This window comes from uncultured Caulobacter sp., assembly GCF_947036865.1.
In the GTDB taxonomy this organism is placed as follows: Bacteria; Pseudomonadota; Alphaproteobacteria; order Caulobacterales; family Caulobacteraceae; genus Caulobacter.
On record NZ_CAMQSF010000004.1, the window covers coordinates 163097 to 187340 of the forward strand.

Here is a 24244-nt window from a genome sequence, read left to right on the forward strand (position 1 = left end):
AAGTCGCGCGCATGAACAAGATGCTCGTCCGCGGCCTTGTCGCCGCCGCCCTCTCGATCGGCTGCGCGGCCCAGGCGTCGGCGTCGACTCCGTCTTCCAAGCCGGAGCCGAAGCTGGTCGTGGTCATCTCGGTCGACCAGTTCAGCGCCAATCTCTACGCGCAGCACCGGGCCGAATTCACGGGCGGCATGAAGACGCTCAGTGAAGGGATCGTCTATCCCAACGGCTACCAGTCGCACGCCTTCACCGAGACCTGTCCCGGCCACTCGACCCTGCTGACGGGCAAGCATCCCAACAAGACCGGCATCAGCGCCAACGACTGGTACGACAAGGCCACCGGCAAGACGGTCTACTGCCTGGCCGATCCCAGCGTCGTGCTGGCCGACGATCCCAAGGGACGGTCGGTGTCGCCGGCCAATCTGATGGCCACCACCTATGGCGACTGGCTCAAGGACGTCTCGCCCCAGAGCCGGGTGTTCGGCGTGTCGGGCAAGGACCGGGGCGCGATCACCATGTCGGGCCACAAGGCCGACGGCCAGTTCTGGTTCCAGCCGGGCTTTGGCTTCACCACCTATGTCCGCCAGGGGCAGACCGCCGAAGAGCGGCTCAAGCCCGTGGCGGCGTTCAACGCCCAGATGGCGGCGGATCTCTCCAAGCACCCGTTCGTCTGGGACTACGACGCCAAGCTGGGCCCCGCGGCCAAGCGCTGCCGCGCGCTGGAGGCCGATTACGAGACCGGCGGCCGCAAGTGGCGCGCCGCGCTGCCGATCCCGGCCGCGACCAGCCCGGCCGACAAGCTGCGCGATCTCTATGCGAGTCCGTATACGGACCAAGTGACCCTGGAGCTGGCGCGGCGGCTGCGCGAGACCTATGACCTGGGCGACGGTCCGCAGGTGGACCTGTTGGCCATCAGCCTGTCGGCGACCGACTTCGTGGGACATCGCTACGGCACGCGCGGTCCGGAGATGTGCGACCAACTCGCCCGCCTCGACGATCGCCTGGGCGTGTTCCTGAAGAGCCTGGACAAGGTCAAGGGCGGGGTGCTGGTGGTGCTGGCCGCCGACCACGGCGGCGCCGACTTCGCCGAGCGCCTGGCCGGCGAGGGCTATGACTACGGCCGCGTGGAGCGCAAGAGCTGGCTGGCCAAGCTGAACGCCGCGGTCCGGGGCGATCTTGGCCTGTCCTGGGATCCGTTGCTGGCCGACAGCGGCATCGACGAGCTCTATGTGCTGGGCGCCGACAAGAAGCCGCTGCCCGCCGCCGACCAGGCCCGCATCACGGCGGCCGCGCTGGCGCGCCTGAACCGCGATCCGCTGGTGGCGGGGGCCTTCGACTCCAACGCACTGCTGACCATGGAGCCGGCGCCCGCCAACGCCTCTCCCGAGGAGCTGTCGCTAGCCGAGCGCCTGCGTCGCAGCGTCTATCCGGGCCGGGTGGGCGACATCGTCGTGGCCTTCCGCCCCGATCGCGTGCCCTCGTCGCCCGGTCCGACCTATGTCTCGACCCACGGCAGCGCCTGGGACTACGACCGGCGGGTGCCGATCCTGTTCTGGTGGAAGGGCGCGACGCCGCACGAGCGCATCCTGCCGCTCGACACGGTGGACATCGCCCCGACCATCGCGGCGGTGACCGGGGTCAAGCCGCCGGCGGACATCGACGGCGTCTGCCGCCCGCTTGTCTACGGGCAGGGCTGCTAGAGCCCGTCTGTTTCGAATTGGGTCATTCGAAACAGACAGACAGGCTCGCTCTCCAACATTTAGAGCGCGCTAGCCGCTGAAACCGCTCTAGGCGCGAATCTCCCGCGAAGGGCGGGTTGGCGGTGGGTGAGCGGCGCGGTCCGCCCATTTCCTGAGCGCTCGCGCCCGCCGACCGAGCGTTCGAGCGAATTCGGCACGCGGCGAGCCAATACGTAATTCTGTTTAGTTAATCATACACGTTTGTCGCACAGGCTCGTCATACTTCTCAGTCGGGAGGGGTGACGATGAAGGCGAGAGCGCGTTCGAGGAAGAGTTCGTTTCCGATCGGATGGCTTTTACTGGGTCTCTTGACCTGCGGCGTTCTGTTCCGGCTTGGCGCGGAGGCCAATAGCCACCTGTCGGGCGGTCTGTCCGTGGCGGCCATGATCGTCGCCTTCGTGGCCCTGTGGGTGGGTCCGGTGCTGCTGGTCGTAACGGCGCTGTGGGGCGCCTTCGCCTTTTGTCGGTGGCTTCTGCTGGGCGAGGCGCGCCGGTAGATATCGACCGCCTCGCGGACGAGCGCCAGAATCAAGAACGCCCGGCTATCGCTAGCCGGGCGTTCGTGTCTTCAGCGCTGAGCGTCGATCTTACTTGATCTTGCCTTCGCGGAATTCGACGTGCTTGCGGATGACCGGATCGTACTTCTTCAGCACCATCTTCTCGGTCTTGGTGCGGGCGTTCTTCTTGGTGACGTAGAAGAAGCCGGTGTCCGCCGTCGAGTTCAGGCGGATCTTGATGGAAGCCGGTTTGGCCATGGTCGAATCCCTGCGGTGGTCGCGCAGGTTCCCGCGCGCTGGAAATAAGAGGCGCGGAACATACTCATCGGGGACTCAAAGTCAATCGGCGGAGTCGGTTTCGCGCGCGGCGGGGCGCGTCAAAGATGGGTCAAGCGCCGCTTGCCGTTCAAGAACCGCATGAACGGGGCCGGCCGGCCGGCCTCGGCGAGGCGCTGGCCAACCTCGTGCAGCACGAAGCGCGTGATGTTGGGCAGGTCCAGCGCCATGGCTTCCTGGAAATCGACCCAGGCGATCTCGTCCAGCTCGCCGCAGTCGGGGCGGCGGTCCAGCGAAAGCAGCGCCTCGGCCGGGGCCATGAAGAAGCGGGCGTCGAACCGGCGCGGGCGGTAGGGCGGGGTGATCGCCCGGGCCACGAAGTCCAGAGGCGCGAGATCGGGCAGCGCGCCTTGCGCCAGGAACGGCCGCCAAGGCCCGGCGCCGGGGCGCTCAGGCGCGGCCTTGGCCAGAAGCAGCCCCGTCTCCTCGAACGTCTCGCGCACCGCCGCCAGGGCCAGGGCGCGCGCCAGGCGAGCGGGGCGGCCGTGGCGTGGCTCCAGCGAAAGACGCGCGGCGACCTCGGGCGCGAGCTCGCTGGCGCTGGGGGCGTCGTAGTCGGCGCGATCGACGCGCCCGCCCGGGAATACCCACTTGTCGGGCATGAAGGCGTGCCCGCTGTTACGCCGTCCCATCAGCAGGCGCGGGGAAGGGCCATCGGAGCGGACGATGATCAGGGTGGCCGCGTGCCGAGGCTTCAGCGCCGCGCCGGTCTCGCGCACGGCGCCGTCATTGATCGTGTCGAATTTCGCGTCGATGGGCGGCAGGCTCATGGCGCGAGGTTAGCCGCATTCCGCCGTCTGGATAGAGGGACGCGCCGCGAACCACGGCGTCATCCGCCGCAGCGCCTCCTCGACCTCCGCCGTCGACACCGCGAAGCTGAAGCGGATGAAGCGGTGGCCCTCGACCGGGTCGAAGTCGATGCCGGGAGCCGTGGCCACGCCGGTGTCCTTCAAAAGCTGCTGGCAGAAGCTGAGCGAGTCGTCGGTCAGGTGGCCGATGTCGGCCCAGATGTAGAAGGCGCCGTCCGGGGGGGCGATCTTGCGCAGGCCCAGGGCCGGCAGGGCGTCCAGCATCCGCTGGCGGTTGGCCCGGTAAACGTCGATATGGCCTTCCAGCTCGTCGAGGCAGTCCATCGCCGCCAGACCCGCGTGCTGCGACAGCGACGGGGCCGTCAGGAACAGGTTGCCGACATAGGCCCGCGCGCGGTCCAGATCCTCGCCCTTGGGCGTCAGCAGCCAGCCCAGCCGCCAGCCGGCCATGCTGAAGTACTTGGAGAAGCTGTTGACGATCAGGGCGTCGGGGGCGAATTCCAGCATCGAGGGCGTGCGGCCGGCGTAAGAGAGGCCGTGATAGATCTCGTCGCTGATGATCCGAATGCCGCGGTCACGGCAGACCTCGGCGATGGCCTTCAGCTCGTCGGGCGCGATGATCGTGCCGGTCGGGTTGGCGGGGCTGGCGACGATGACGCCGGCCGGCGCGGGATCGAGCTCGGCCAGATGCTGGGCGGTCAGCTGGAAGCGGTCTTCCGGCCCGCAGGCGATCTCGACGGGCGTCAGGTGCAGCGCCTTGATCGTGTTGCGATAGGCGACATAGCCGGGCCGGGCGATGGCGATACGGTCGCCGGGCGTGAACACGCTGGACAGCGCCAGGACCAGGGCCGGCGAGGCGCCGCAGGTCAGGACGATCCGCTCGGGCTCGACCGTCACCCCGTAGAGGGTCTTGTAGCGCTCGGCGATGCGCTGGCGCAGCAGCGGGCTTTCCCAATAGCCCATGGCCTCGGCGTCGAGGATCTGGTGGGCCTTGGCGATCGCCTTGCTGGGCGCGCCGGTCGAGGGCTGGCCGAACTCCATGTGGATGATCGAGCGGCCCTCCATCTTCAGCTGGTGGGCCAGGCGACTGATGGCGATGGCGTGGAAGGGTTCGATCTCGGCGCGCATGGACGCGGTTTAGCGGGGGGATATCGCCTCCCGCAACTCAGGAGGAGCCGAACCTCGTCTTTCGACAAGCTCAAGATGAGGTTCTACCGAGCGCGCTCCGCGATCCTCACCCTGAGCGTGATCCTCACCCTGAGCTTGTCGAAGGGCGAGGACCACGGCCACGGCGGCCTATCGACGCTTCCCCCGCCGTACGCCCTTGGGCAGACCCCCGCGCGGCTTCACCGCCGCCTGCCGACGCGCGCCTAGGCGCGGGCGCGGCATCTTCGGGTCGGGCGGCAGCGGGTCGCTGAGCATCTCGAACAGCAGGCCGCCGGTCACGGGCGTGGCCTCCACCAGCCGCACCTCGACCTCCAGGCCCAGCGGCCAGCGCTTGCCGGTCCGCTCGCCGACCAGGGCGTGCATCTTGTCGTCGTGGATGAAGAACTCCGCGCCCAGCGACGACACCGGCACGAGGCCGTCGGCGCCGGTGTCGGTCAGCTTGATGAACAGGCCAAAGCGGGTGACCCCGGTGATGCGGCCCTCGAAGGTCGCGCCCACCCGGTCCGCCAGGAAGGCGGCGATGTAGCGGTCGGTGGCGTCGCGCTCGGCGGCCATGGCCCGGCGCTCGGCGTGGGTGATGACCTCGGCCGTGTCCTTGATCTGAGCGATGTCCTGGTCCGTTAGGCCGTCGTCGCCGAGGCCCAGCGCCCGGATCAGGCCCCGGTGCACGATCAGGTCGGCGTAGCGGCGGATCGGGCTGGTGAAGTGGGCGTACTTGGCCAGGTTCAGCCCGAAGTGCCCGATGTTCTCGCTGCTGTAGTGCGCCTGCATCTGGGTGCGCAGGACCACCTCGTTGATGATCGCCGCGTTCGGGCTCTCGCGGGTCTGGTCCAGCAGCTGGTTGAAGCGCGCCGTGCGCGGCGCCTCGCCCTTGTTCCAGGGGATCTCCAGCGTCTGCAGGAAGTCGGCCAGGTTCTGCACCTTCTCCAGGCTCGGCGTGTCGTGCACCCGGTAGATCAGGGGCGAGCGCTTGGCCTCCAGGCTCTCGGCGGCGCAGACATTGGCCTGCACCATCATCTCCTCGATCAGCTTGTGGGCCTCGAGGCTGGCGCGCTTGGTGATCGAGGCGATCTCGCCATCGCGGATGATGATCCGGCGCTCGTCGCTCTCGATGCCCAGCGGCGAGCGGGCGTCGCGGCCGATCTTCATCGTCCGATAGGCGTCCCACAGGGGCTTCAGGATCGGCTCCAGCAGCGGACCCGTCTTGTCGTCGGGTTGGCCGTCAATCGCGGCTTGAGCCTGCTCGTAGGACAGCTTGGCGGCCGAGCGCATCAGGCCGCGCGTAAACTTGTGCCCCTTCTTGCGGCCGGACTTGTCGAACACCATGCGCACGGCGAGCGTCGCGCGGTTCTCGCCCTCGCGCAGAGAGCACAGGCCGTTCGACAGGGTCTCGGGCAGCATCGGCTCGACCCGGTCGGGGAAATAGACGCTGTTGCCCTTCTCGCGGGCGTCGCGGTCCAGGGCCGAGCCGGGCCGCACATAGGCCGCGACGTCGGCGATGGCCACCCAGACGACGAAGCCGCCCTTGTTGGTCTCGTCGTCGTCGGGATGGGCGTAGACGGCGTCGTCGTGGTCGCGGGCGTCCACCGGGTCGATGGTCACGAACGGCAGGGCGCGCAGGTCCTCGCGGCCGGAAAGCGTCGGCTCGACGGCGGCCTTGGCCTCCTGTTCGGCGGCGTCGGAGAAGCCCGTCGGGATGCCGTGGCTGTGGATGGCGATCAGCGAGGCCGCGCGCGGGTCGTTCTCGGTCCCGATCACCTCCAGCACCTTGCCGGGCTTGGGGCCGTAGCGACCGCCGTGCGTGCCGACCTGGGCCAGGACGAGGTCCCCGTCCTTGAGATCGTGGGCGACGCTGGGATCGAGGACCAGGCTGTCCTTCGACTTGCGGTCGACCGGTTCGACGTGGATTTCGCGACGGTGCTTGCGGATCACGCCCAGGATCTTGTGGGCGCTCTGGCCCAGCTTCTTGATCAGCTTGGCCTCGAACTCGCCGGTCTCCAGCCGCTCGAAACGGACCAGCAGGCGGTCGCCCAGCCCCGGCGCGCCGGCGGCGGCCTCGCCCTTGCTGGGCGCGAGGCGGACATTGGGCACGTCGTCGTCGGACTTGGTCAGCTTCACATAGAGTTCGCCGTCGCCGTCGCGCTCGACCACGTCCGCCACCCCGACGGGGGGCAGCGAGCCGGCCTCGGCGAAGCCCTTGCGGCCGCGCTTGGCCAGCGCGCCCTGGGCCTCCAGCTCGCGGATCATCTCGCGCAGGGCCCGGCGGTCGGCGCCCTTGAGGCCGAAGTGCCGGGCGATGTCGGCCTTGCCGGTCTCGCCCGCGTCGCGCAGGAACGCCAGCAGCGTGTCGCGGTCAGGCAGGCCCGCGGGCGGGCGCGGCTTGAAGGTCTTGGTTGGGCGGAGTTTGGCCATGTCCTGCCTTAACGCGTTCGGCGGACTTAGGGAAACGCGGGGCGCCGAACCTATAATCCGATTTCCCCGGCGAAGGCCGGGGAGATCGGTAAGCAGGAGCGCTCTAGTACAGATCCTCGATCGACTTCGGCGTCTGCGGCTCGGCCGGCTTGGCGGCGGTGGGCGCGGGGGGCGGGGCCGCCGTCGACGCGGCCGCTGGCGGGGCCTCGATCACCGGCGGGGCTTCCTGCTCGGTGGTGGTGACCTCGACCGCCTTGGGCTTGGGCTTCTCGACCGGGGGCGGCTCGTAGGCGAGGGCGGGCGTGGCGTCCTTGACCGGCACGCCCGAGACCTGGGCGGCCGGCGCGCTGTTGGCCAGGGCCGGGCCGTGATCCAGCTTCAGCGCGTTCATCAGGCCCATGGCGAAGCCGCCGACGCAGCACGCCAGCAGCCCGGCCAGGACGACGTTCAGGGGGAGGGGCCGTTCCAACGTGGTCATGGTCGAACTCTACTCCGCTCCTGGTCCGCCGAAAAGCGTCAGGCCTCGTCGTCCCACGGCGCGGCGTCGCCATCGCTGGGCTCGGGGACCTTCGGCTTGGTCGACGGCTTCTTGGCCGCCGGCTTCTTGGCGGCGGGCTTCTTCGCGGTCGTCTTCTTGGCGGGAGCGTCGCCCTCGGCCTTGGCCGCCTTCTTCGGCGCGGCGGCCTTCTTGGCGGGCTTCTTGCCGCCGCCCTTGGCCGCGCGTTCAGCCAGCAGGCCCAACGCCTCTTCCAGGGTCAGGGCCGCCGGATCCTTGCCCTTCGGGACATTGGCGTTGACGTCGCCGTGCTTGATATAGGGGCCAAAGCGGCCCGACAGCACCCGCACCGGCTTGCCGTCCTCGGGGTGATTGCCGAGCTCGGCCAGGGCCGCGGCGGCCGCGCGCTGCGGACGTCCGCCGCCGGCGCGCTTGTCGGCGAGGATGGCGACGGCGCGGTTCAGGCCGACGTCGAACACCTCGTCGGCGTTCTCCAGATTGGCGTAGGTGCCGTCGTGCAGCACGAACGGCCCGAAGCGCCCCAGGCCCGCCGTGATGACCTTGCCGTCGTCAGGGTGCTTGCCCACCTCGCGCGGCAGCGACAGCAGCCGCAGGGCCTTTTCCAGGTCCATGGCCGAGGCGATCCAGCCCTTGGGCAGGGACGAGCGCTTGGGCTTGCCGCCCTCGGCCGTCAGCTCCTCGACATAGGGGCCAAAGCGGCCGTTCTTCAGCCACACGGCGCGGCCGGTGGCCGGATTGACGCCCAGCTCCTTGTCGGCGCTCTCGGCCTCGCCGTCGCCTTCCGACACGCCCAGCTGGCGGGTGTAGCGGCACTCCGGATAGTTCGAGCAGCCGATGAAGGCGCCGAACTTGCCGGTTTTCAGGGACAACTGCCCCGAGCCGCAGGTCGGGCACAGGCGCGGGTTGGAGCCGTCGCCCTTGTCGGGGAAGATGTGCGGCCCCAGGGCCTCGTTCAGGGCGTCAAGGACGTTCGTCGTGCGAAGCTCGGCGATCTCGCCGACGGCGGCGTGGAAGTCCTTCCAGAAGTCGCGGAGGAACTGCTTCCAGTCCAGCTGGCCGTCGGAGACGAGGTCGAGCTTTTCCTCCAGCGCGGCCGTGAAGTCGTACTCCACATAGCGCTTGAAGAACTGCTCCAGGAAGGCGGTGACCAGGCGGCCCTTGTCCTCGGGGATGAAGCGCTGCTTCTCCATGCGGACATATTCGCGGTCGCGCAGCACGCCCAGCACCGAGGCGTAGGTCGACGGACGGCCGATGCCCAGCTCTTCCATCTTCTTGACGAGGCTGGCTTCGGAATAGCGCGGCGGCGGATCGGTGAAGTGCTGGTCGGCGCGGGTGTCGATGACCTTGGCCGCCGCGCCTTCGACAATGGCGGGCAGGCGGGCGCTGTCTTCGTCGCCCCAATCTTGTTCTTTGCCAGATCCGCTCTGCGGATCTGGAGCGTCACGGCCTTCCTCGTAGACGGCGAGATAGCCGGGGAACTGCACCACCTGGCCGGTGGCGCGCAGGCCGGTCTTGCCGTCGGCGCTTTCCAGGTCGACCGTGGTGCGCTCGATGCGGGCGCTTTCCATCTGCGAGGCGATGGTGCGCTTCCAGATCAGCTCGTAGAGCCGGCCCAGTTCGGGCTCCAGACGCAGCGAGCCGGGGTTGCGGCCCATGGCGGTCGGGCGGATGGCCTCGTGCGCCTCCTGGGCGTTCTTGGCCTTGGACTTGTAGAGGCGCGGGGCGTCCGGGACGTAGTCCTTGCCATAGACATTGCCGATGACCGACCGCGCCTCGGCGATGGCCTCCGGCGCCATCGAGACGCCGTCGGTCCGCATGTAGGTGATCAGGCCCACCGTCTCGCCGCCGATGTCGACGCCTTCGTACAGCTTCTGGGCCGCCTGCATCGTGCGCTGGGCCGAGAAGCCCAGCTTCCGGGCGGCTTCCTGCTGCAGGGTCGAGGTGGTGAAGGGCGGGGCGGGCGAGCGCTTGCCGGGCTTCTTCTCGACGGCCTCGACCTTGAACACCGCGCTTTCGACGGCGGCCTTGGCGGCCAGGGCCGAGGTCTCGTTGGCCAGGTCGAACTTGGTCAGCTTCTTGCCGTCGTGCTTGACCAGGCGCGCCAGGAACGGGTCCGAGCCGGCCGAGACGTCGGCCTCGACGGTCCAGTATTCCTGGGTCTTGAAGCGCTCGATCTCGATCTCGCGGTCGACGACCAGGCGCAGGGCGACCGACTGCACGCGGCCGGCCGAGCGGCTGCCCGGCAGCTTCCGCCACAGCACGGGCGACAGGGTGAAGCCGACCAGATAGTCCAGCGCGCGGCGGGCCAGATAGGCCTCGACCAACTCCATGTCGAGATCGCGCGGGGCCTTCATGGCCTCGGTCACGGCGCTCTTGGTGATGGCGTTGAAGGTGACGCGCTGGACCGACTTGTCCTTCAGCGCCTTCTTCTTGTTCAGCACCTCCAGCACGTGCCAGCTGATGGCCTCGCCCTCGCGGTCGGGGTCGGTGGCCAGGATCAGGCGGTCGGCTTTCTTCAGGGCGTCGACGATGTCGCTGACCCGCTTGGAGGCCTTGGCGTCGACCTCCCAGCTCATGGCGAAGTCGTTGTCGGGCTCCACCGAGCCGTCCTTCGATGGCAGGTCACGGATGTGACCGTACGAGGCGAGAACCGTGTAGTCGGACCCGAGGTATTTGTTGATGGTCTTGGCCTTGGCCGGGCTCTCGACGACGACGACGTTCATTATGACTCTGGGCTGAAAGGGCGGATCGCCCTGGAGGCGAGCGCCGGAAAGTGGGGGCTTGACCCCAGGTCTGTCAACGCGGGCTGTTCCGTACGGCCACGGTTTCCATGTCCGGTAGGGGCTTGTTAAGACCGATATGCGAGCGTTCGCGCCTAGTTTTGTGACCGACCGCCGATGGACATGACCGTCAATCGGATCGCCACCGAGGCCTATGTCTCGCCGATCCGGGAGATCAAGCCCGTGACCTCGAACGCCGAACGCGCGGAGATCGCCGATCGGCTGAAGCAAGCCGTGCGCGCCGCGCCGGCCGCCGGGACGGGGCTTTTGGTGGATTTGAGCGTCTAACCGCGCGTCTCTCGGCGCGCTGATGCGGCGCCTTGCAGAACTCCACTCTTCGTATCGGCGAGACGCCATCTATCGCGCGCGGCTTATCTGCGCTCGTGCTGATCAGCCTGGTCGTGAGGGTGACGCATTCCCAGCGGAAATCCGGCGGAAAGACGCGTGCTCGACAGATATCGTCGATATCGTCGCTCGATAGACTAGCTTCGTCCTCACTCGGGAGGACAAGCCATGAGGATATTGCTGCGAGTGCTCGGGCTGCTGGTCGCGGATCTGCTTTCCACGCTGACCTTCTTCCTCGCGCTGGCGCTCTTCGAGAATCTCTACGCGGCGACGATCCTCGCGATCGGCGTGGGCGTCGTGCAAGTCGTCGTGCTGCGCCTTGGCGGGCGCGCCGTCGCCTCAATGCAATGGCTGAGTCTGGTTCTGGTTGTAGTGTTAGGCGGCGCGACCCTGTTCACCCAGAACCTCGCCATCGTGAAATTCAAGCCGTCCATCATTTATCTCGCCTTGGGCGGGGTCATGCTCCAGCGCGGTTGGATGGCGCGCTACGTGCCTCCGGAAATCCTGGACGAGCTAGAAGCCGGCGCGCTGACCAGCTGGGGCTATGCGTGGGCGGCGTTGATGATCCTCATCGCGGTGACGAATTTGGCGCTTGCATTGAAGGCCTCGACGACGGCCTGGGCTTGGTTCGCATCGATCGGCGCCAACGCGGCCCAGGCGGGCCTGGCCATGGTCCAGTATCTCGTTCTTCGTCGCCGCGTGAGGACGTCGAGAGCCGCCAAGCTTGACCAATCGCCCACTTCCTGACGCGGGAAGGTGATGGCTTGCGGATCTGGGCCGGCGCTCTCGGCCTGTGGCTTGGCGAGTTCATGGCCCACTGGAGACGACGTGGCGGGAAAGGCGTGGCCTTGATCGTGAGCGTCGGCGCGCATCTGGCGGCGCTGGCGGTGCTGCTTGCCGCCCACGTGGCGCCGATTCCGCCCGAGCCCCGGTCGGTGCTGGTCTCGCTCGTCGACCCGCCCCCGCCCCCGCCTCCATCCCCGCCGCCCGCGCCGCACGACGCGCCGAAGTCGCCGGTGCAGGCCCCGAAGAAACCGCCTTCGCCCGAGAAGCCCAAGGACACCGCTCGTGCCGCGCCGCGCTCGCCGTTGCGCGTGACCAGGGCGCCGATCCCCAGGGACGTGACGCCGCTGCCGGCCAGCCCCAAGCCCGTGCCCGCGCGGGTGATGGGCCTGGGCGAGGCCGAGCTTCAGGGCGCGGCGACCGCCGGCTCGGGGAGCGGCGGTGGCGGCGGCGGGGCGGGCTGCGACATGGTCCGGCTGCTGCAGGAGGGGCTGCGCAAGAACCCCCGCGCCCGCGCCGCCCTGCTGCGGGCCCACGCGGCCACCGTCGGCGCCGGGCGCGCGCCCCTGGTCTGGAGCGGCGACTGGATCCGCACTGACGGCGAGGCGGGCGATGGCCTGTCGGGTCTGCGCGAGATGATCATGATGGAGGTCGCCTTCGCGCCCGCCGCCTGCCGGGCCGAGCCGATGCGGGGCCTCGTCCTGATCTCGCTGAACGACGGCCCCGGCGCGGCCCGCTTCGCCCTGGGCGGCGGCCACTGGCGCTGGTCGGACCTGCTGTTCGCCAAGGGCGCGCGGCGAGGCGGAGGCTAGGCGCTGCGGCGCGGCCGCCCGCCTCGGACGCCGTTCGCACGGGCAGCGGCGGCCTTGGCGGGGGAGGTCGCTCGACCCGCCTGGCGGGCGATGTGCGACTGGGTGGCGAACACCTCGGCGAGCAAGCCCGACACGGTCAAGTCAAGATCAAGGCCTTCCCAATGAAGGCCGAAGCCCATGCCCAGAATCGACGCCTCGGCCAACTGGGCCGGTGTCGCGCCGGCGAGCGCGTTGACCAAGGCCGGGGGGAACGAGAAGGAAGCGCCGTTCGTCAGCTCGACGACGATCACGCCGCTCGACGCTTCATAGCGGACTGTTCGCGCGCGGGGCTCGTTCGCTTGGGCGGCGCGACCGCGCTCGAGGGCGGCGTCGATGTCAGCGTCGGTCAGATCGGTCACGAATCTCGCTCCAGCGTTCCAGCAGCATGTCGCGGTGCTGCGTCACGAGCGCCATGGCTCGACGAATATCCGCTCGGCTCAGGCCGATCGCCCAGACCAGATCGACGCCGCCGCCCGCGCCGAGCAGGTTGATCTTGGCCTCGCCGTCTCCGAACGCGTGAACATGCGCCGGTTCATGATCATTGGCGAAGATCACGATCCGAAACCCTCGCGCCCGCAGAACGGTTACCATGCAACATAACCTATCGTGTTGGGTTTCTAAACCCCCGCCGCCATCCCTCCGTCCAGCAGCTCCGCGCGGCCGGCGAGGCTGAGTTCGACCAGGGCCGCCATCACCGCCGAGGCCGGCGCGGCGGCGGCGCGGACGAGGTCGTTGCGCGAGACCGGGGTCGGCGAGAGCAGGGCGGCGATGCGTTCGCGCAGGGCGTCGTGGTCGATGTCCGACGGCGGCTCCAGGTCTGGGGCGTGCTCGCGCTCGCGCAGCTGGCTCTGGCCGGCCAGGGCGCGCAGCACGTCCTCGACGCCCTCGCACAGGATCGCGCCCTGGCGGATCAGGTCGTTGGTCCCCTTCGAGCGCGGGTCCAGCGGCGAGCCCGGCACGGCGAAGACGTCGCGGCCCTGCTCGGCGGCCAGCCGCGCGGTGATCAGCGAGCCCGACTTCAGCTCGGCCTCGACCACCACCACGCCCAGCGACAGGCCCGAAATGATCCGGTTGCGGCGGGGGAAGTCCTTGGCCTGGGCGCGGCGGTCGGGGGCGCTCTCGGAGACGACGCAGCCCTCGGCGGCGAGGCGGGCGTGCAGCCTGTCGTGCTCGGGCGGATAGATGTCGCCGACGCCCCCGCCCAGCACCGCCACGGCGCCGGTGGCCAGCGAGCCCTCGTGCGCGGCGGCGTCGATGCCGCGCGCCATGCCCGAGACCACGACCTGACCGGCCGTGCCGAGATCGAGCGCCAACTGGCGGGCGAAGCGCTGGCCGGCGGCCGAGGCGATCCGGGCGCCGACAATGGCGACGCTCGGCCTGGAGAGAAGCTCGGCCCGCCCCAAGGCCCAAAGCAGCGGCGGCGGCGGGTCGAGCGCGGCCAGGCGCGGCGGAAAGTCCGGCTCGCAGCCGCAGATCAGCCGCGCGCCCAGGGCCTGGCCGGCCGCCAGCTCCTGCTCAATGGCCTCCCGCGGAGGCAGAGCCAGCGGCGCGGCGCGCCCGCCGCGCCGGGAGAGGTCGGGCAGGGCCGACAGGGCGCGCTCGGGCGTGCCGTAGCGGCGGATCAGATGGTCGAAGGCGACGGGGCCGACCGTCTCGGTGCGCGCCAGGCGCAGCCAGGCGAAGCGCTGGATGTCCGAGAGCCGGCCCGCGATCACGGCGCGTCGGTGACGGGCGGCGTCGCCGCGTCCTTTTTCTGACCGATGCGCGGCTCCTCGCCCCGCAGCAGCCGGATGATGTTCGGCCGGTGGCGAATGAAGATCAGCAGGGCCATGAACAGGCACAGCCACAGCATCGGATAGGGCTGGTCGAAGGCGAGCGCGAAGGGCGCGGCCAGCACGGCGGCGGTCAGGGCGGCCAGCGAGCTGATGCGGAACAGGAACGCCATGGCTAGCCAGGTGACGGCGGCGGCGACGCCGACCGGCCAGGCGGCGCTGAGCAGCACGCCGTAGAAGGTCGCCACGCCCTTTCCGCCGTTGAACTTCAGCCAGACGGGGAAGAGGTGACCGAGAAAGGCCGAGCCGCCGGCCAGGGCGATCACCGTCGGATTGCCGTGGGTCAGGAAGCGCGCCAGCAGCACCGCCAGCACGCCCTTGCCGGCGTCGCCCAGCAGGGTGATGGCCGCCAGGTCCTTGCGGCCCGAGCGCAGCACGTTGGTCGCGCCGATATTGCCCGAGCCGATCTTACGGATGTCGCCGGCCCCGCCCAGGCGCGTGGCGATCAGCCCGAACGGGATCGACCCGAGCAGGTAGCCTCCGATCACGGCGATCGCGAGCGTCAGGTAGGTGGCGGCGGCGAGATCTTGCACGGTTCGACCCTAAGACGAGTTGCGCGCGAATTCAACCGCTACGCAAGCATTAGTTGTGTCTTAGGTGTAGTGCAAACGCGGGCTGGAGCAAGATGGCCGTCTTCGCGCCCGCCGCGCCTAGAGCGCGCGCAGCTGACTCACCAGCGCCGAGGCTTGCGGCGTGAAGGCCAGCGGGGGAATCAGGACCGTGCTGAACACGATCGCGCCGACGCCCCAGGCATAGGCGGGGTGGACTCGCTTGCGGACGATCAGGTCGGCCACGGGTCCGGCCAGGGCGAACGCCAGGATGACGGCGAACATCACCGCCGGCGCCGCCGCGCCGAACGATCCCATCGGCAGGAGACGGCCCAGGCCCGGTCCCAGGATCGAGACGGTGGCGCAAAGCATCAGGCGCTTGTGCCATTCGGGCTTGCGGCGCAGCGCGATACCGGCCGTGACCAAACCGCCGAACACCAGAATGCCCACGCCGTTCATCACGAGGAAGATGGTCGGCGGAAAGAACGGCGGGACCCGGTGCGCCGGAAAGGCGGAGATCGTCGCGGCCAAGCCCATGACGACCATCAGGCTGGCGAGCCCGGCCCCGGCCATGCCCACCTGCCGGTGCAGCTTCAGCGCGCCTCGCGCGACGAAGGCCGGCTGGGCCACGAAGACCAGCACCCAGCAGGTGAAGACCGCGCCGTGGATGTGGAACAACAGCGGCAGGCCCGGCGGCCTGAAATCGTCGGGCACGGTCTGGCTGAAGCCGCCGATAAACACCGCCGCCATCAGCAGCGACATGATCAGGTAGAACGGGCGGCCGACCTGGGTCGTCGGCCTCTGGCCTGCTTCGATCGCGGTCATCCGGCGCCCCCGGGCTCGTGCGCGTCAAGTGTGCGGGAGCGGCGCGAGCTTTACAATGGGCGAACGGCGATATTCGAAGCGGCGCCCGAGAATTAGCCCTCGGCGCGATGCACGACGCGGCCGTCGACGATCGTCATCAGCACCTGGCCCTGCAGGCGACGTCCGTCGAACGGCGAGTTCTTGGACTTCGACAAGAGGCGCGCGGCGTCGATGATGATCGGCGTATCGATGTCGCAGAGCACGAGATCGGCCGGCGCGCCCGAGGCGATGCGACCGCCGCGCAGGCCCAGCAGCTCGGCCGGCGCCAGGGTCACGGCGCGGATCAGGTCAACCAGCGCGATCCTCTGATCGTGGAACAGCGACAGCAGGGCCGGCAGCAGCGTTTCTAGCCCCACCGCGCCGGGCGCGGCCTCGTCGAACGGCAGGCGCTTGTCCTCGGCCGGCGCCGGATTGTGCGAGGAGACGACGATGTCGATCAGGCCCGAGGCGAGGGCCTCGATCAGCGCCTGCCGGTCGTCCTCGCCCCGCAGCGGCGGGTTCAGCTTGGCGAAGGTGCGGTAGTCGCCGATGTCCAGCTCGTTGAACGACAGGTGGTTGATCGACACCGAGGCGTGGACCCGCAGGCCCTTGGCCTTGGCGCGGGCCAGGGTCTCCAGGGCCTGGGCCGAGGTGATCTGGTCGACCAGCAGGCGGCCGCCGACGGCCTCCAGGAGGGCGACGTCACGCTCCAGCATGATCCGCTCGGCCATCGGCGAGATCGACGGCAGGCCCATGCGGCCGGCGAACTCGCCGCCGATCGCCGCGCCGCCCCGGGCCAGCCAGGGGTCCATCGGACGGTGGGCCAGCAGGGCGTCGAAGCCCTTCGCATAGGTCAGGACGCGCTGCATGACCTTGCTGTCGACGATCGGCTTGCCCGCGTCGGTGACATAGACGCAGCCGGCCTCGCGCATCAGGCCGATCTCGGCCATCTGCTCGCCGGCCAGGCCCTTGGTCGCCGCGCCGGCGACCAGGATGCGCGCGCTGTCGATGTCTCGCGCGCGGCGCAGGATGAAGTCGACCATGCTGGGATCGTCGATGGCCGGGGCGGTGTCGGGCTGGACCACGAACGAGGTGACGCCGCCGGCCGCCGCGGCCTTGGCCGCCGAGGCCAGGGTCTCCTTGGTCTCGGCGCCGGGCTCGCCGGTGCGGACGCGCAGGTCGATCAGGCCGGGCGCCAGCAGGGCGCCGCCGCAGTCGACAACGCGTACGGCCTTGGAGAGCTTGCCGAACTCGCGGCCCTTGGCGACGTCGGCGATGACGCCGTCCGAGACGATGACGCCGCCGGGGCCGTCATAGCCGCTTTCCGGGTCGACCAGGCGCGCGTTGACGAGAGCGAGGGGTTGGGGAGAGGTCATCGCGCCGCCTCCTCGATACGGGCCGCAAGGCTGGTCAGCACCGCCATGCGGGCGGCGACGCCCATCTCCACCTGGTCCTGGATCAGGCTGACGGCTGGATCGTCGGCGACGTCGCTGTCGATCTCGACGCCCCGGTTCATCGGCCCCGGGTGCATGACCTTGGCCCCGGGCGCGGCGCGGGAAAGCTTTTCGCGATCAAGGCCGTAGAAGCGGAAGTATTCGCGGGTCGAGGGCACGAAAGCGCCTTGCATGCGCTCCAGCTGCAGGCGCAGCATCATGACGACGTCGGCGCCGGCCAGGCCCGACTTCATGTCGTGGTGCACCGCCACGCCCCAGCGCTCGGCCTGGGCCGGCATCAGGGTCGGCGGGCCCACCAGGCGCACGCTGGCGCCCAGGGTGTGCAGCAGGGAGACGTTCGAGCGGGCCACGCGGCTGTGCAGCACGTCGCCGCAGATCGCCACGGTCAGACCCGAAACGCGGCCGAAGGCGCGGCGGATCGACAGGGCGTCCAGCAGGGCCTGGGTCGGATGTTCGTGCTGGCCGTCGCCGGCGTTGATCACGTGGCCGCTGACCTTCTGGCTGAGCAGGGCGGCCGCGCCGGACGAGGCGTGGCGCACGACCAGCAGGTCCGGCCGCATGGCGTTCAGGGTCACCGCCGTGTCGATCAGGGTCTCGCCCTTGGCCACGGACGAGGTCTTGGGGTTCATGTTGACCACGTCGGCCCCCAGGCGCTTGCCCGCCAGCTCGAACGAGCTTTGGGTGCGGGTGCTGTTCTCGAAGAACAGGTTCATCAGCGTCCGGCCCTTGAGCAGGTCCAGGGTCTTGGACGTCTGGCGGTTGAAGGCGACGAAGGCCTCGGCCAGATCCAGCAGATCGGCCGCCTGGGGCGCGTTCAGATCGCCGGCGGACAGGAAGTGGCGCTTGGGAAACGAAAAGGCGCGGGCGCGGATCGCGTCGATCGCGTCGCGGGCGGGGTCATGGGCGGAAGCCGTCATGAGCCCGCGTCATAGGCGGCTTTGCGCGCCAAGGGAAGGCGGGGTTGATCCGGCGCCGGGCGTGTGAGAGCTTCGTTCACACGATCAGGTAGAAGTTCATGCGCTTCTGGAAGTCTCTCACTTTTGGACGAGCTTGTGCTCACGTCGCGGCCTTTTCGCTGCTCCTGGCGGTGGTCAAGGCCTTGCTCAGGCCGAGCGCGGCGCCTGATGAGGCCTTCTGGTTGGTTGTGGGATACGGTCTCGCGCTCCTCCCTATCCTTGCGTTTCGACAGCGCGGCGCCGGCGTCTCGCGCGTGACGATGCAAGCCGCCGGCTTGGTCGCCCTGACGTTCGTCTCGGCCTTTGTCTCGGTCGCGGTTCTCGGGGCCTTGCTCTAGCAATGGCGTGCTGGGAATTCGCTTTCGGCGCGACGGCGACTTGTTGCCGAGCGGTCGAGGCGGTTACTGTCTGATCCTATCGCGCAGACGGCTCCGACGGGGGTGGCCATGTCGTTGCTCTTGATCGCTCTGCTGCAAGCCTCGGCCCCCGTTCAGGAGACCCGGGCGACGCTGCAGTCGTGCGAGACGACGGACAAGGGGTGGGTCTGCCACTACCAAGTGCCCGCCGCGACGATCGTGCGACCGCTCGAGGGGCCGCCCGCCACGATCACGCTGCCGAGCACCTCCGCGGCCCCGCCGCCGGCTGGATATCAGGCCGCGACCGCTCCGCCGGTCGACGCCGCTCCGGAGATCCCGCCGCCGTCGGACAAGCCTCGGGAGACGGCCTCGATCGACCGCCGCGAAACGGCGCGACAGACGCGGCTGATCGCTCGCTGCGCGGACGCCAAATGGTACTCGCCGTGCCTGCCTGGCGAGCGAAAGGAGGCGCGGCTCCTGCGGGACGCCGCGGCCAGCGCGGCCGAGCTGAAGGGCAAGGTGACGATGCTGCTCAGCGAGAAGCGCTGCGACGACGCGGTGAAGGCGGCGCTGGAGGGCGGCGATCTGGCCCTGGCCCGCGAGGCGCGCGAGTTCTGCGCCGCGCCGCGCTGACGCCGCCTCGACACTCGGCCAAGAAGCAAGCGCCCCCGTAAGCAAGCGCCCAAGAAAAAGGAGGAAGGCCGACGACCTTCCTCCTCGTTCAAAGCCACGGCGGACTCTAGTGACGCGGGGCCGGCTCGCAGCGCACGCCGTCGGCGCAGCCGGTGAAGTGCACTTCCGGCGCCTCGACCGTCACGGCCGACGGACGGACATAGACTTCCGGACGGTGCAGATAGATCTGCGGCGCGGCCACGCGGACTGGCGGCGCGTCGACATAGACCGGCGGGCCCTTGATATCGATGCGGCCCGACGGAACGACGACCGGCTCGCCATAGACGCGCACGCCTGGCGCCGAGACCGTGATGTCGCCATAGCCCGAGGTCGGGCCGTAGAACACCACCGAGCGGGTGCAGAGGCAGTCGACCGAGGGGATCGAGGGCGGCGGCGCGGGCGGATAGACCGGCGGCGGCGGCGCGGGCGGATAGGGGCGCGGCGCCGGGTGCGGCGTCGGCGCGTAGTAGCCGCTGCGGCCATCGGCGAAGGCGCCGCTGGCGGACAGGCCGGCGACGACCAAAGTCATCGCGCCGACCAGGACTTTCTTCATCATCCGATACCCCCTCGATACCCCTCACGCGGGCCGTTTTCAGTCATGGCCGGGCGCGCGGCGTCCCGTCCAGTAAAGCCACACTTAAGCATAATCAAAGACAGAACCGTGTTGTCCCGAAATTTCCCCAACAGGGGGAATTTTATCTCCGCCTCATCCCCAAATCGGGTCGGTGCGACGACGAAATCGGATGAGATCTCGTGGGCGCCTCGGAAACGCCCATGGTCAGGCTTGGTTCTCTCAACGGCGTCGCGGCGGAACGCCGCCATTCTCGCAGGACACCTCCCGCCAGCCGAAGCTGGCCTCGCGAATCTGCCGCCTCTTGACGACGACCCGAGCCGGCCCCGGACCCTGATCCGCCCGGGCGGGCTCTTCCTCGACATACGCCTCGTAGCGGGCGGGCGTGTAGACCTTCTCGTAGCACTTGCCGGGCTCGGGATTGGGAGGGCAGTCGTCGCCCGGTCCCGCGACGCCGACGCCGGCCGTCGCGAGGGTCGCCAGGATTGCCGCCGCCGAGAGGCCCGCGCGCGCCAACGTCCCAATCGTCATGCTCGTCTCCGCTGGCGCTTTAACCAAAGCTTATCCATGCCCGGGCGCGACGCAATAAGCCCGGCTCTTCTACCCGCGAGCGAATTGGCGCGATCAGCCGCCCTGAAGCCCCCGCAATCGCTCCAGCGCGCCCTGCAGGATCCAGCCGGCGGCCATCTTGTCCACGACCTCGTCGCGACGCTTGCGAGACACGTCGTGCTCGTCGATCAGCACCCGCGTGACCGCCGCCGTCGACAGGCGCTCGTCCCAGAAGGTGATGGGCAGGTCCGGCTTCAGGCGCAGCAGGTTGCGGCCGAGGGCCCGGTTCGACTGGCAGCGAACGCCCTCGGTCCCGTCCATGTTCATCGGCAGGCCGATCACGATCCCCACCGCGCCGCGACCGTCCATCAGCTTGAACAGAGCCTCGGCGTCGTGCGTGAACTTGGTCTTTTCGATCAGCGCCAGGGGGCTGGCCACCGTGCGCGTCACGTCGGAGACGGCGACTCCGATGGTCTTCTCGCCGGGATCGAGACCCACGACCGGAGCATAGGCGGGGAGGGCGGCGGCGAAGGCTTCGATGTCGAGAACGGGCATGACGGCTTCTTAGGGCTTAGAGCCTCCGGAGTCTTTGAAGATGCTGTCGGCGTTCCAGCGCGGCTTGGCGGGATTGTTGGCGATCTTCAGGGTCAGGGCCGTGACATAGGCGTTGAAGTCGGCGGCGGCGGGCAGGTCCACGGGCTGGCTGAGATTGTCGGCCGTCGAGTGGTAACGCTCGGCGCGCCAGGCCTTCTCGATCTGATAGGCGGGGGTGCCGACCGGATAGCCGAACTTCAGCGCCAGCGACGGCACGCCCGCCCGCACGAAGCTGTACTGGTCGGTGCGGACGAACGAATTGCGGTCTGGATAGGGATCCGAGGTCAGTTCGTACCCGCGAGCCTTGGCTACCGCCTCGGCCTCCTTGCCCAGCGAACTTTCCGAGGCGCCTTGGATCAGCAGATACTTCAACGGCCACAGCGGCAGGGGCATGTCCATGTTGACGTCGGCGACGAGGCTCGCCTTCGGCACGGTCGGCCTGAGGGCGAAGTAGCGCGAGCCCAGCAGGCCCTTCTCCTCGGCCGTGACGATCAAGAACAGCACCGAGCGCTTGGGCTTGGCCCGCCCGGCCTTCATCGCCTTGGCGATCTCGATGACCGAGGCCACGCCCGAGGCGTCGTCCATGGCGCCGTGATAGATCGGATCGCCATTGATCGGCGCGCCGACGCCCAGGTGGTCGATGTGGGCCGAGACCACCACCGTCTCCCCGGCGAGCTTCGGGTCGGATCCCGGCAGCCGCGCGACGATGTTGGCGGCGTGGACGTCGGTCACCTCGGTCGCGACGGTCGCGCGCAGCGACAGGCCCATCGGGAAGCGGTCCAGCTTCTGTCCGGCCTCCGCGGCCGCCAGCAGGGCGGCGAAGTCGTGACCCGACTTGGAGAACAGCTTGGCCGCCTGGGCCGGATTGAAACTGGCGCCGAACCGGGCGCCGGTTACATCATTGAGCGTCGGGTCGGCCAGATACATGCCGGGCTGCGAAGCGAGCAGCATCTGGCGCGACCAGGGAATGTCCATGCCCTTGGGCGTGGGGATGCTGATCAAGCCGACCGCGCCCGCGGCCTCCAGCGCCTTCCAGGTGCGGGCGCTGCGGGTGTGCGACTTGACCGGCGCCGAGAGCTCGGCCGGGCCGCCGTTGATCACGACGGCGATCTTGCCGCGCAGATCCACGCCCTCGAAGTCGTCGTGATGGAATTCGGGAATCTTCAGGCCATAGCCCAGGAAGACCAGGGGCGCTTCGATCGTGGCGGGCTGCGGCAGGCGAGACGACAGGATGAGATCGGGTCCGATCGCCAGGTCGGCGGCGACGCCGTCGATCACCAGCGACGCGCTGGACTTTTCGGCCAACACCCGCTGGGCCTTGAGCGCCACCGGCTGGAAATAGCCGTCGGTTCCCGCCGGCCTCAGGCCCAGCGCCTTGAACTGGGCGGCGACATAGTCGGCGGAGGCCTTCTCGCCGGGGCTGCCGGTCAGGCGGCCCTGCTGGGCGTCCGCCGCCAGGAATTCGATGTGCGACCACCAGGCCTTGCCGGCCGCCAGACGATCGGGAGCCGCGGCCTGGGCCGGAGAAAGGGCCAGACCGGCCGCCAAGCCGGCGAGAAGGATGGATTTCAAGCGCGCCTCCAGACTTTCGCCGAGCGTGGCACGGCCGAGGTCGTTGCAAAAGACGGCAAGTCGAGCCGGCTCGACAATCGCGCGCGCGCCCTGATTTTGACCGCCGGGCTTCCATCCGGCGGCGAGGCGCTTGTCAAAGCGCCCCTTGCGCGGCTAACCCACGCGCTTGGAATTCAGGAGATCCCCATGGCCATTGACGCCGCCACGGTGCGGAAGGTCGCCCGGCTCGCCCGCATCGCCACGCCCGAAGAGCGCCTGGAGCCCCTGGCCCAGGAACTGAACGGCATCATGACCTGGATCGAGCAGCTGGCCGAGGTGGACACCGACGGCGTCGAGCCCCTGACTAGCGTGGTCGGCTCGGGCCTGCCGCTGCGCGACGACGTCGTCACCATGGGCGGCGATCCGGCCCGCGTGACCAGCAACGCGCCCAAGGCGATCAACAACTTCTTCGTCGTGCCGAAGGTGGTCGAATAATGAGCCTGACGAAGCTGACCCTGAAGGGGGCCTTGGACGGCCTGTCCAAGCGCGAGTTCACCTCGGTCGAATTGACCCGGGCCCACATCGAGGCGGTCGAGGCGGCCCGACCGCTGAACGCCTACATTCTGGAAACGCCGGACAAGGCGCTGGACATGGCCGCCAAGTCCGACGCGCGCCGGGCACTGGGCGAGGCCGGTCCGCTGGAAGGCGCCCCGCTCGGGGTCAAGGACCTGTTCTGCACCGACGGCGTGCGCACGACGGCGTGCTCGAAGATCCTGGAAAACTTCACGCCGACCTACGAGTCGACCGTGACCAGCCAGCTGTGGCGCGACGGCGCGGTGATGCTGGGCAAGCTGAACCTCGACCAGTTCGCCATGGGCTCGTCGAACGAGACCTCCTATTTCGGCCCGGTGATCAATCCTTGGCGTGCCAAGGGAGCCAATCCAAACCCCAAAGCTGGGCTAGTGCTGGCCAAGCTTGTGGATAAGAAATATCCCGAGGGCTATGATTTCCTGACGCCGGGCGGCTCGTCCGGCGGTTCGGCCGCGGCCGTCGCCGCAGACCTGTGCCTGGGCGCCACCGCCACCGACACCGGCGGCTCGATCCGCCAGCCGGCCGCCTTCACCGGCACGGTCGGCATCAAGCCGACCTATGGCCGCTGCTCGCGCTGGGGCGTCGTGGCCTTCGCCAGCTCGCTGGACCAGGCCGGCCCGATCGCCAAGACGGTCGAGGACGCGGCTCTGCTGCTGACCTCGATGTCGGGCCATGACCCGAAGGACTCGACCAGCCTGGACGTGCCCGTCCCGGACTTCACCCAGTTCGTCGGCAAGTCCGTCAAGGGCCTGCGGATCGGCGTGCCGAAGGAGTACCGCATCGACGGCATGCCGGCCGAGATCGAGAAGCTTTGGCAGGACGGCATCGCCTGGCTGAAGGAGGCCGGCTGCGAGATCGTCGACATCAGCCTGCCGCACACCAAGTACGCCCTGCCGGCCTACTACATCGTGGCCCCGGCCGAGGCGTCGTCGAACCTCGCCCGTTACGACGGCATGCGCTACGGCCTGCGCGAGGATGGCGCGAACCTGACCGAGATCTATGAGAAGACCCGCGCCGCCGGCTTTGGCGACGAGGTCAAGCGCCGCATCCTGATCGGCACCTATGTGCTGAGCGCCGGCTACTACGACGCCTACTACCTGAAGGCGCTGAAGGTGCGTCGTCGCATCGCCGAGGACTTCGACCACGCCTGGGAAAAGTGCGACGCGATCCTGACCCCCACCGCGCCGTCGGCGGCGTTCGGCCTTGGCGAGAACTCCAGCGATCCGATCGCCATGTATCTGAACGACGTCTTCACCGTGACGACGAACCTGGCCGGCTTGCCGGGGCTGTCGCTGCCCGCCGGGCTCGACGCCAACGGCCTGCCGCTGGGGCTGCAGATCATCGGCAAGCCGCTCGACGAGGCCACGGTGTTCTCGGTGGCCGGGGCGGTCGAGAAGGCCGCCAGCTTCTCGGCGAAGGCCGAAAAGTGGTGGTGACGTGAAAAGGGCGGCTCCAAGGAGCCGCCCTTCTTCGTTCGGGGTGTGGGACCCTGAA

At 69.2% G+C, this 24244-nt stretch carries 26 protein-coding genes; 9 read left to right on the plus strand and 17 right to left on the minus strand.

Annotated features, from left to right (window positions below; genetic code table 11):
- Positions 1–20 precede the first annotated feature (20 nt).
- Both Q0V34_RS05215 and Q0V34_RS05220 read left to right on the plus strand, forming a co-directional pair.
- The gene (locus tag Q0V34_RS05215) at positions 21–1697 is read left to right on the plus strand and encodes an alkaline phosphatase family protein (RefSeq protein WP_297508854.1); all 1677 of its coding nucleotides are present in this window, start codon (positions 21–23) and stop codon (positions 1695–1697) included.
- 347 nt (positions 1698–2044) lie between these two features.
- Entirely contained in the window at positions 2045–2233 is a 189-nt protein-coding gene (locus Q0V34_RS05220; RefSeq protein WP_297508763.1) for a hypothetical protein, read from the plus strand.
- 90 nt (positions 2234–2323) lie between these two features.
- Here the strand turns inward: Q0V34_RS05220 and rpmG are convergent, their stop codons facing one another.
- The 6 genes from rpmG to topA form a co-directional block, all read right to left on the minus strand.
- Entirely contained in the window at positions 2324–2491 is a 168-nt protein-coding gene (gene rpmG / locus Q0V34_RS05225) for a 50S ribosomal protein L33 (RefSeq protein ID WP_010920317.1), read from the minus strand.
- Positions 2492–2610: 119 nt separating this feature from the next.
- A complete protein-coding gene (locus Q0V34_RS05230) occupies positions 2611–3339 on the minus strand; it encodes an NUDIX hydrolase (RefSeq protein ID WP_297508770.1) in 729 nt (242 codons plus the stop codon).
- A 9-nt stretch (positions 3340–3348) separates the two neighbouring features.
- Positions 3349–4506: an aminotransferase class I/II-fold pyridoxal phosphate-dependent enzyme gene (locus Q0V34_RS05235; RefSeq protein WP_297508773.1), complete on the minus strand. Its 1158-nt coding sequence runs from the start codon at positions 4504–4506 to the stop codon at positions 3349–3351.
- Positions 4507–4674: 168 nt separating this feature from the next.
- The gene (gene rnr / locus Q0V34_RS05240) at positions 4675–6957 is read right to left on the minus strand and encodes a ribonuclease R (RefSeq protein WP_297508776.1); all 2283 of its coding nucleotides are present in this window, start codon (positions 6955–6957) and stop codon (positions 4675–4677) included.
- 103 nt (positions 6958–7060) lie between these two features.
- Positions 7061–7435, minus strand: coding sequence for a hypothetical protein (locus Q0V34_RS05245; RefSeq protein ID WP_297508779.1), 375 nt, complete (start codon positions 7433–7435; stop codon positions 7061–7063).
- A gap of 38 nt (positions 7436–7473) precedes the next feature.
- Positions 7474–10197, minus strand: a complete 2724-nt coding sequence (gene topA / locus Q0V34_RS05250; RefSeq protein ID WP_297508782.1) for a type I DNA topoisomerase — start codon at positions 10195–10197, stop codon at positions 7474–7476.
- Between the two features lie 174 nt (positions 10198–10371).
- Between topA and Q0V34_RS05255 the strand changes: the two genes are divergently transcribed.
- From Q0V34_RS05255 to Q0V34_RS05265, 3 genes are all read left to right on the plus strand, one after another.
- Positions 10372–10542 (plus strand): hypothetical protein, encoded by a 171-nt coding sequence (locus Q0V34_RS05255; protein ID WP_297508785.1) that lies wholly within the window; start codon positions 10372–10374, stop codon positions 10540–10542.
- Positions 10543–10767: 225 nt separating this feature from the next.
- Positions 10768–11346, plus strand: coding sequence for a septation protein IspZ (locus Q0V34_RS05260; protein WP_297508788.1), 579 nt, complete (start codon positions 10768–10770; stop codon positions 11344–11346).
- Between the two features lie 62 nt (positions 11347–11408).
- A complete protein-coding gene (locus tag Q0V34_RS05265; RefSeq protein WP_297508857.1) occupies positions 11409–12194 on the plus strand; it encodes a hypothetical protein in 786 nt (261 codons plus the stop codon).
- Here Q0V34_RS05265 and Q0V34_RS05270 read toward each other — a convergent pair.
- The 7 genes from Q0V34_RS05270 to Q0V34_RS05300 form a co-directional block, all read right to left on the minus strand.
- On the minus strand, positions 12191–12592 hold the full coding sequence (locus Q0V34_RS05270; RefSeq protein ID WP_297508791.1) for a DUF2442 domain-containing protein: 402 nt from the start codon (positions 12590–12592) through the stop codon (positions 12191–12193). The two genes, Q0V34_RS05265 and Q0V34_RS05270, sit on opposite strands and share 4 nt — an antisense overlap.
- Positions 12570–12824, minus strand: coding sequence for a DUF4160 domain-containing protein (locus Q0V34_RS05275; protein WP_297508794.1), 255 nt, complete (start codon positions 12822–12824; stop codon positions 12570–12572). Before Q0V34_RS05275 ends, Q0V34_RS05270 begins: the two co-directional genes overlap by 23 nt.
- A 26-nt stretch (positions 12825–12850) precedes the next feature.
- A complete protein-coding gene (dprA, locus tag Q0V34_RS05280; protein WP_297508797.1) occupies positions 12851–13948 on the minus strand; it encodes a DNA-processing protein DprA in 1098 nt (365 codons plus the stop codon).
- On the minus strand, positions 13945–14598 hold the full coding sequence (plsY, locus tag Q0V34_RS05285; protein WP_297508800.1) for a glycerol-3-phosphate 1-O-acyltransferase PlsY: 654 nt from the start codon (positions 14596–14598) through the stop codon (positions 13945–13947). Before plsY ends, dprA begins: the two co-directional genes overlap by 4 nt.
- A 117-nt stretch (positions 14599–14715) precedes the next feature.
- Positions 14716–15438: a hypothetical protein gene (locus tag Q0V34_RS05290; RefSeq protein ID WP_297508803.1), complete on the minus strand. Its 723-nt coding sequence runs from the start codon at positions 15436–15438 to the stop codon at positions 14716–14718.
- A 92-nt stretch (positions 15439–15530) separates the two neighbouring features.
- Positions 15531–16832, minus strand: a complete 1302-nt coding sequence (gene pyrC, locus Q0V34_RS05295; RefSeq protein WP_297508806.1) for a dihydroorotase — start codon at positions 16830–16832, stop codon at positions 15531–15533.
- Positions 16829–17827 (minus strand): aspartate carbamoyltransferase catalytic subunit, encoded by a 999-nt coding sequence (locus tag Q0V34_RS05300; RefSeq protein WP_297508809.1) that lies wholly within the window; start codon positions 17825–17827, stop codon positions 16829–16831. The genes pyrC and Q0V34_RS05300 overlap by 4 nt, the downstream gene beginning before the upstream one ends.
- 98 nt (positions 17828–17925) lie before the next feature.
- Here Q0V34_RS05300 and Q0V34_RS05305 point away from each other — a divergent pair, with 98 nt between their 5' ends.
- Positions 17926–18204 (plus strand): hypothetical protein, encoded by a 279-nt coding sequence (locus Q0V34_RS05305; protein WP_297508813.1) that lies wholly within the window; start codon positions 17926–17928, stop codon positions 18202–18204.
- A gap of 108 nt (positions 18205–18312) precedes the next feature.
- Entirely contained in the window at positions 18313–18855 is a 543-nt protein-coding gene (locus Q0V34_RS05310; protein ID WP_297508816.1) for a hypothetical protein, read from the plus strand.
- 106 nt (positions 18856–18961) lie between these two features.
- Here Q0V34_RS05310 and Q0V34_RS05315 read toward each other — a convergent pair whose 3' ends face one another.
- From Q0V34_RS05315 to Q0V34_RS05330, 4 genes are all read right to left on the minus strand, one after another.
- Entirely contained in the window at positions 18962–19450 is a 489-nt protein-coding gene (locus tag Q0V34_RS05315; protein WP_297508818.1) for a hypothetical protein, read from the minus strand.
- Positions 19451–19687: 237 nt separating this feature from the next.
- Positions 19688–19996 carry a hypothetical protein gene (locus Q0V34_RS05320; protein ID WP_297508821.1) on the minus strand — a complete coding sequence of 103 codons (309 nt, stop codon included), beginning with the start codon at positions 19994–19996 and terminating at the stop codon, positions 19688–19690.
- Positions 19997–20089: 93 nt separating this feature from the next.
- The gene (gene ruvX / locus Q0V34_RS05325) at positions 20090–20569 is read right to left on the minus strand and encodes a Holliday junction resolvase RuvX (protein ID WP_297508824.1); all 480 of its coding nucleotides are present in this window, start codon (positions 20567–20569) and stop codon (positions 20090–20092) included.
- A 9-nt stretch (positions 20570–20578) separates the two neighbouring features.
- On the minus strand, positions 20579–22180 hold the full coding sequence (locus Q0V34_RS05330) for a M28 family metallopeptidase (RefSeq protein WP_297508827.1): 1602 nt from the start codon (positions 22178–22180) through the stop codon (positions 20579–20581).
- Positions 22181–22366: 186 nt separating this feature from the next.
- Between Q0V34_RS05330 and gatC the strand changes: the two genes are divergently transcribed.
- A complete protein-coding gene (gene gatC / locus Q0V34_RS05335) occupies positions 22367–22654 on the plus strand; it encodes an Asp-tRNA(Asn)/Glu-tRNA(Gln) amidotransferase subunit GatC (RefSeq protein ID WP_297508830.1) in 288 nt (95 codons plus the stop codon).
- On the plus strand, positions 22654–24186 hold the full coding sequence (locus tag Q0V34_RS05340) for an amidase family protein (protein ID WP_297508833.1): 1533 nt from the start codon (positions 22654–22656) through the stop codon (positions 24184–24186). The genes gatC and Q0V34_RS05340 overlap by 1 nt, the downstream gene beginning before the upstream one ends.
- Positions 24187–24244: the final 58 nt, after the last annotated feature.

Bases quoted from the DNA above. Each gene is read 5' to 3' on its own strand.
- Q0V34_RS05230 (WP_297508770.1), bottom strand. From the start codon at position 3,339: ATGAGCCTGCCGCCCATCGACGCGAAATTCGACACGATCAATGACGGC.
- Q0V34_RS05305 (WP_297508813.1), top strand. From the start codon at position 17,926: ATGCGCTTCTGGAAGTCTCTCACTTTTGGACGAGCTTGTGCTCACGTC.
- rnr (WP_297508776.1), bottom strand. From the start codon at position 6,957: ATGGCCAAACTCCGCCCAACCAAGACCTTCAAGCCGCGCCCGCCCGCG.
- pyrC (WP_297508806.1), bottom strand. From the start codon at position 16,832: ATGACCTCTCCCCAACCCCTCGCTCTCGTCAACGCGCGCCTGGTCGAC.
- Q0V34_RS05275 (WP_297508794.1), bottom strand. From the start codon at position 12,824: ATGGTAACCGTTCTGCGGGCGCGAGGGTTTCGGATCGTGATCTTCGCC.
- Q0V34_RS05245 (WP_297508779.1), bottom strand. From the start codon at position 7,435: ATGACCACGTTGGAACGGCCCCTCCCCCTGAACGTCGTCCTGGCCGGG.
- Q0V34_RS05290 (WP_297508803.1), bottom strand. From the start codon at position 15,438: ATGACCGCGATCGAAGCAGGCCAGAGGCCGACGACCCAGGTCGGCCGC.
- Q0V34_RS05255 (WP_297508785.1), top strand. From the start codon at position 10,372: ATGGACATGACCGTCAATCGGATCGCCACCGAGGCCTATGTCTCGCCG.
- Q0V34_RS05340 (WP_297508833.1), top strand. From the start codon at position 22,654: ATGAGCCTGACGAAGCTGACCCTGAAGGGGGCCTTGGACGGCCTGTCC.
- gatC (WP_297508830.1), top strand. From the start codon at position 22,367: ATGGCCATTGACGCCGCCACGGTGCGGAAGGTCGCCCGGCTCGCCCGC.
- Q0V34_RS05215 (WP_297508854.1), top strand. From the start codon at position 21: ATGCTCGTCCGCGGCCTTGTCGCCGCCGCCCTCTCGATCGGCTGCGCG.
- Q0V34_RS05260 (WP_297508788.1), top strand. From the start codon at position 10,768: ATGAGGATATTGCTGCGAGTGCTCGGGCTGCTGGTCGCGGATCTGCTT.
- Q0V34_RS05300 (WP_297508809.1), bottom strand. From the start codon at position 17,827: ATGACGGCTTCCGCCCATGACCCCGCCCGCGACGCGATCGACGCGATC.
- Q0V34_RS05310 (WP_297508816.1), top strand. From the start codon at position 18,313: ATGTCGTTGCTCTTGATCGCTCTGCTGCAAGCCTCGGCCCCCGTTCAG.
- Q0V34_RS05315 (WP_297508818.1), bottom strand. From the start codon at position 19,450: ATGATGAAGAAAGTCCTGGTCGGCGCGATGACTTTGGTCGTCGCCGGC.
- rpmG (WP_010920317.1), bottom strand. From the start codon at position 2,491: ATGGCCAAACCGGCTTCCATCAAGATCCGCCTGAACTCGACGGCGGAC.
- Q0V34_RS05320 (WP_297508821.1), bottom strand. From the start codon at position 19,996: ATGACGATTGGGACGTTGGCGCGCGCGGGCCTCTCGGCGGCGGCAATC.
- topA (WP_297508782.1), bottom strand. From the start codon at position 10,197: ATGAACGTCGTCGTCGTCGAGAGCCCGGCCAAGGCCAAGACCATCAAC.
- ruvX (WP_297508824.1), bottom strand. From the start codon at position 20,569: ATGCCCGTTCTCGACATCGAAGCCTTCGCCGCCGCCCTCCCCGCCTAT.
- Q0V34_RS05265 (WP_297508857.1), top strand. From the start codon at position 11,409: ATGGCCCACTGGAGACGACGTGGCGGGAAAGGCGTGGCCTTGATCGTG.
- Q0V34_RS05235 (WP_297508773.1), bottom strand. From the start codon at position 4,506: ATGCGCGCCGAGATCGAACCCTTCCACGCCATCGCCATCAGTCGCCTG.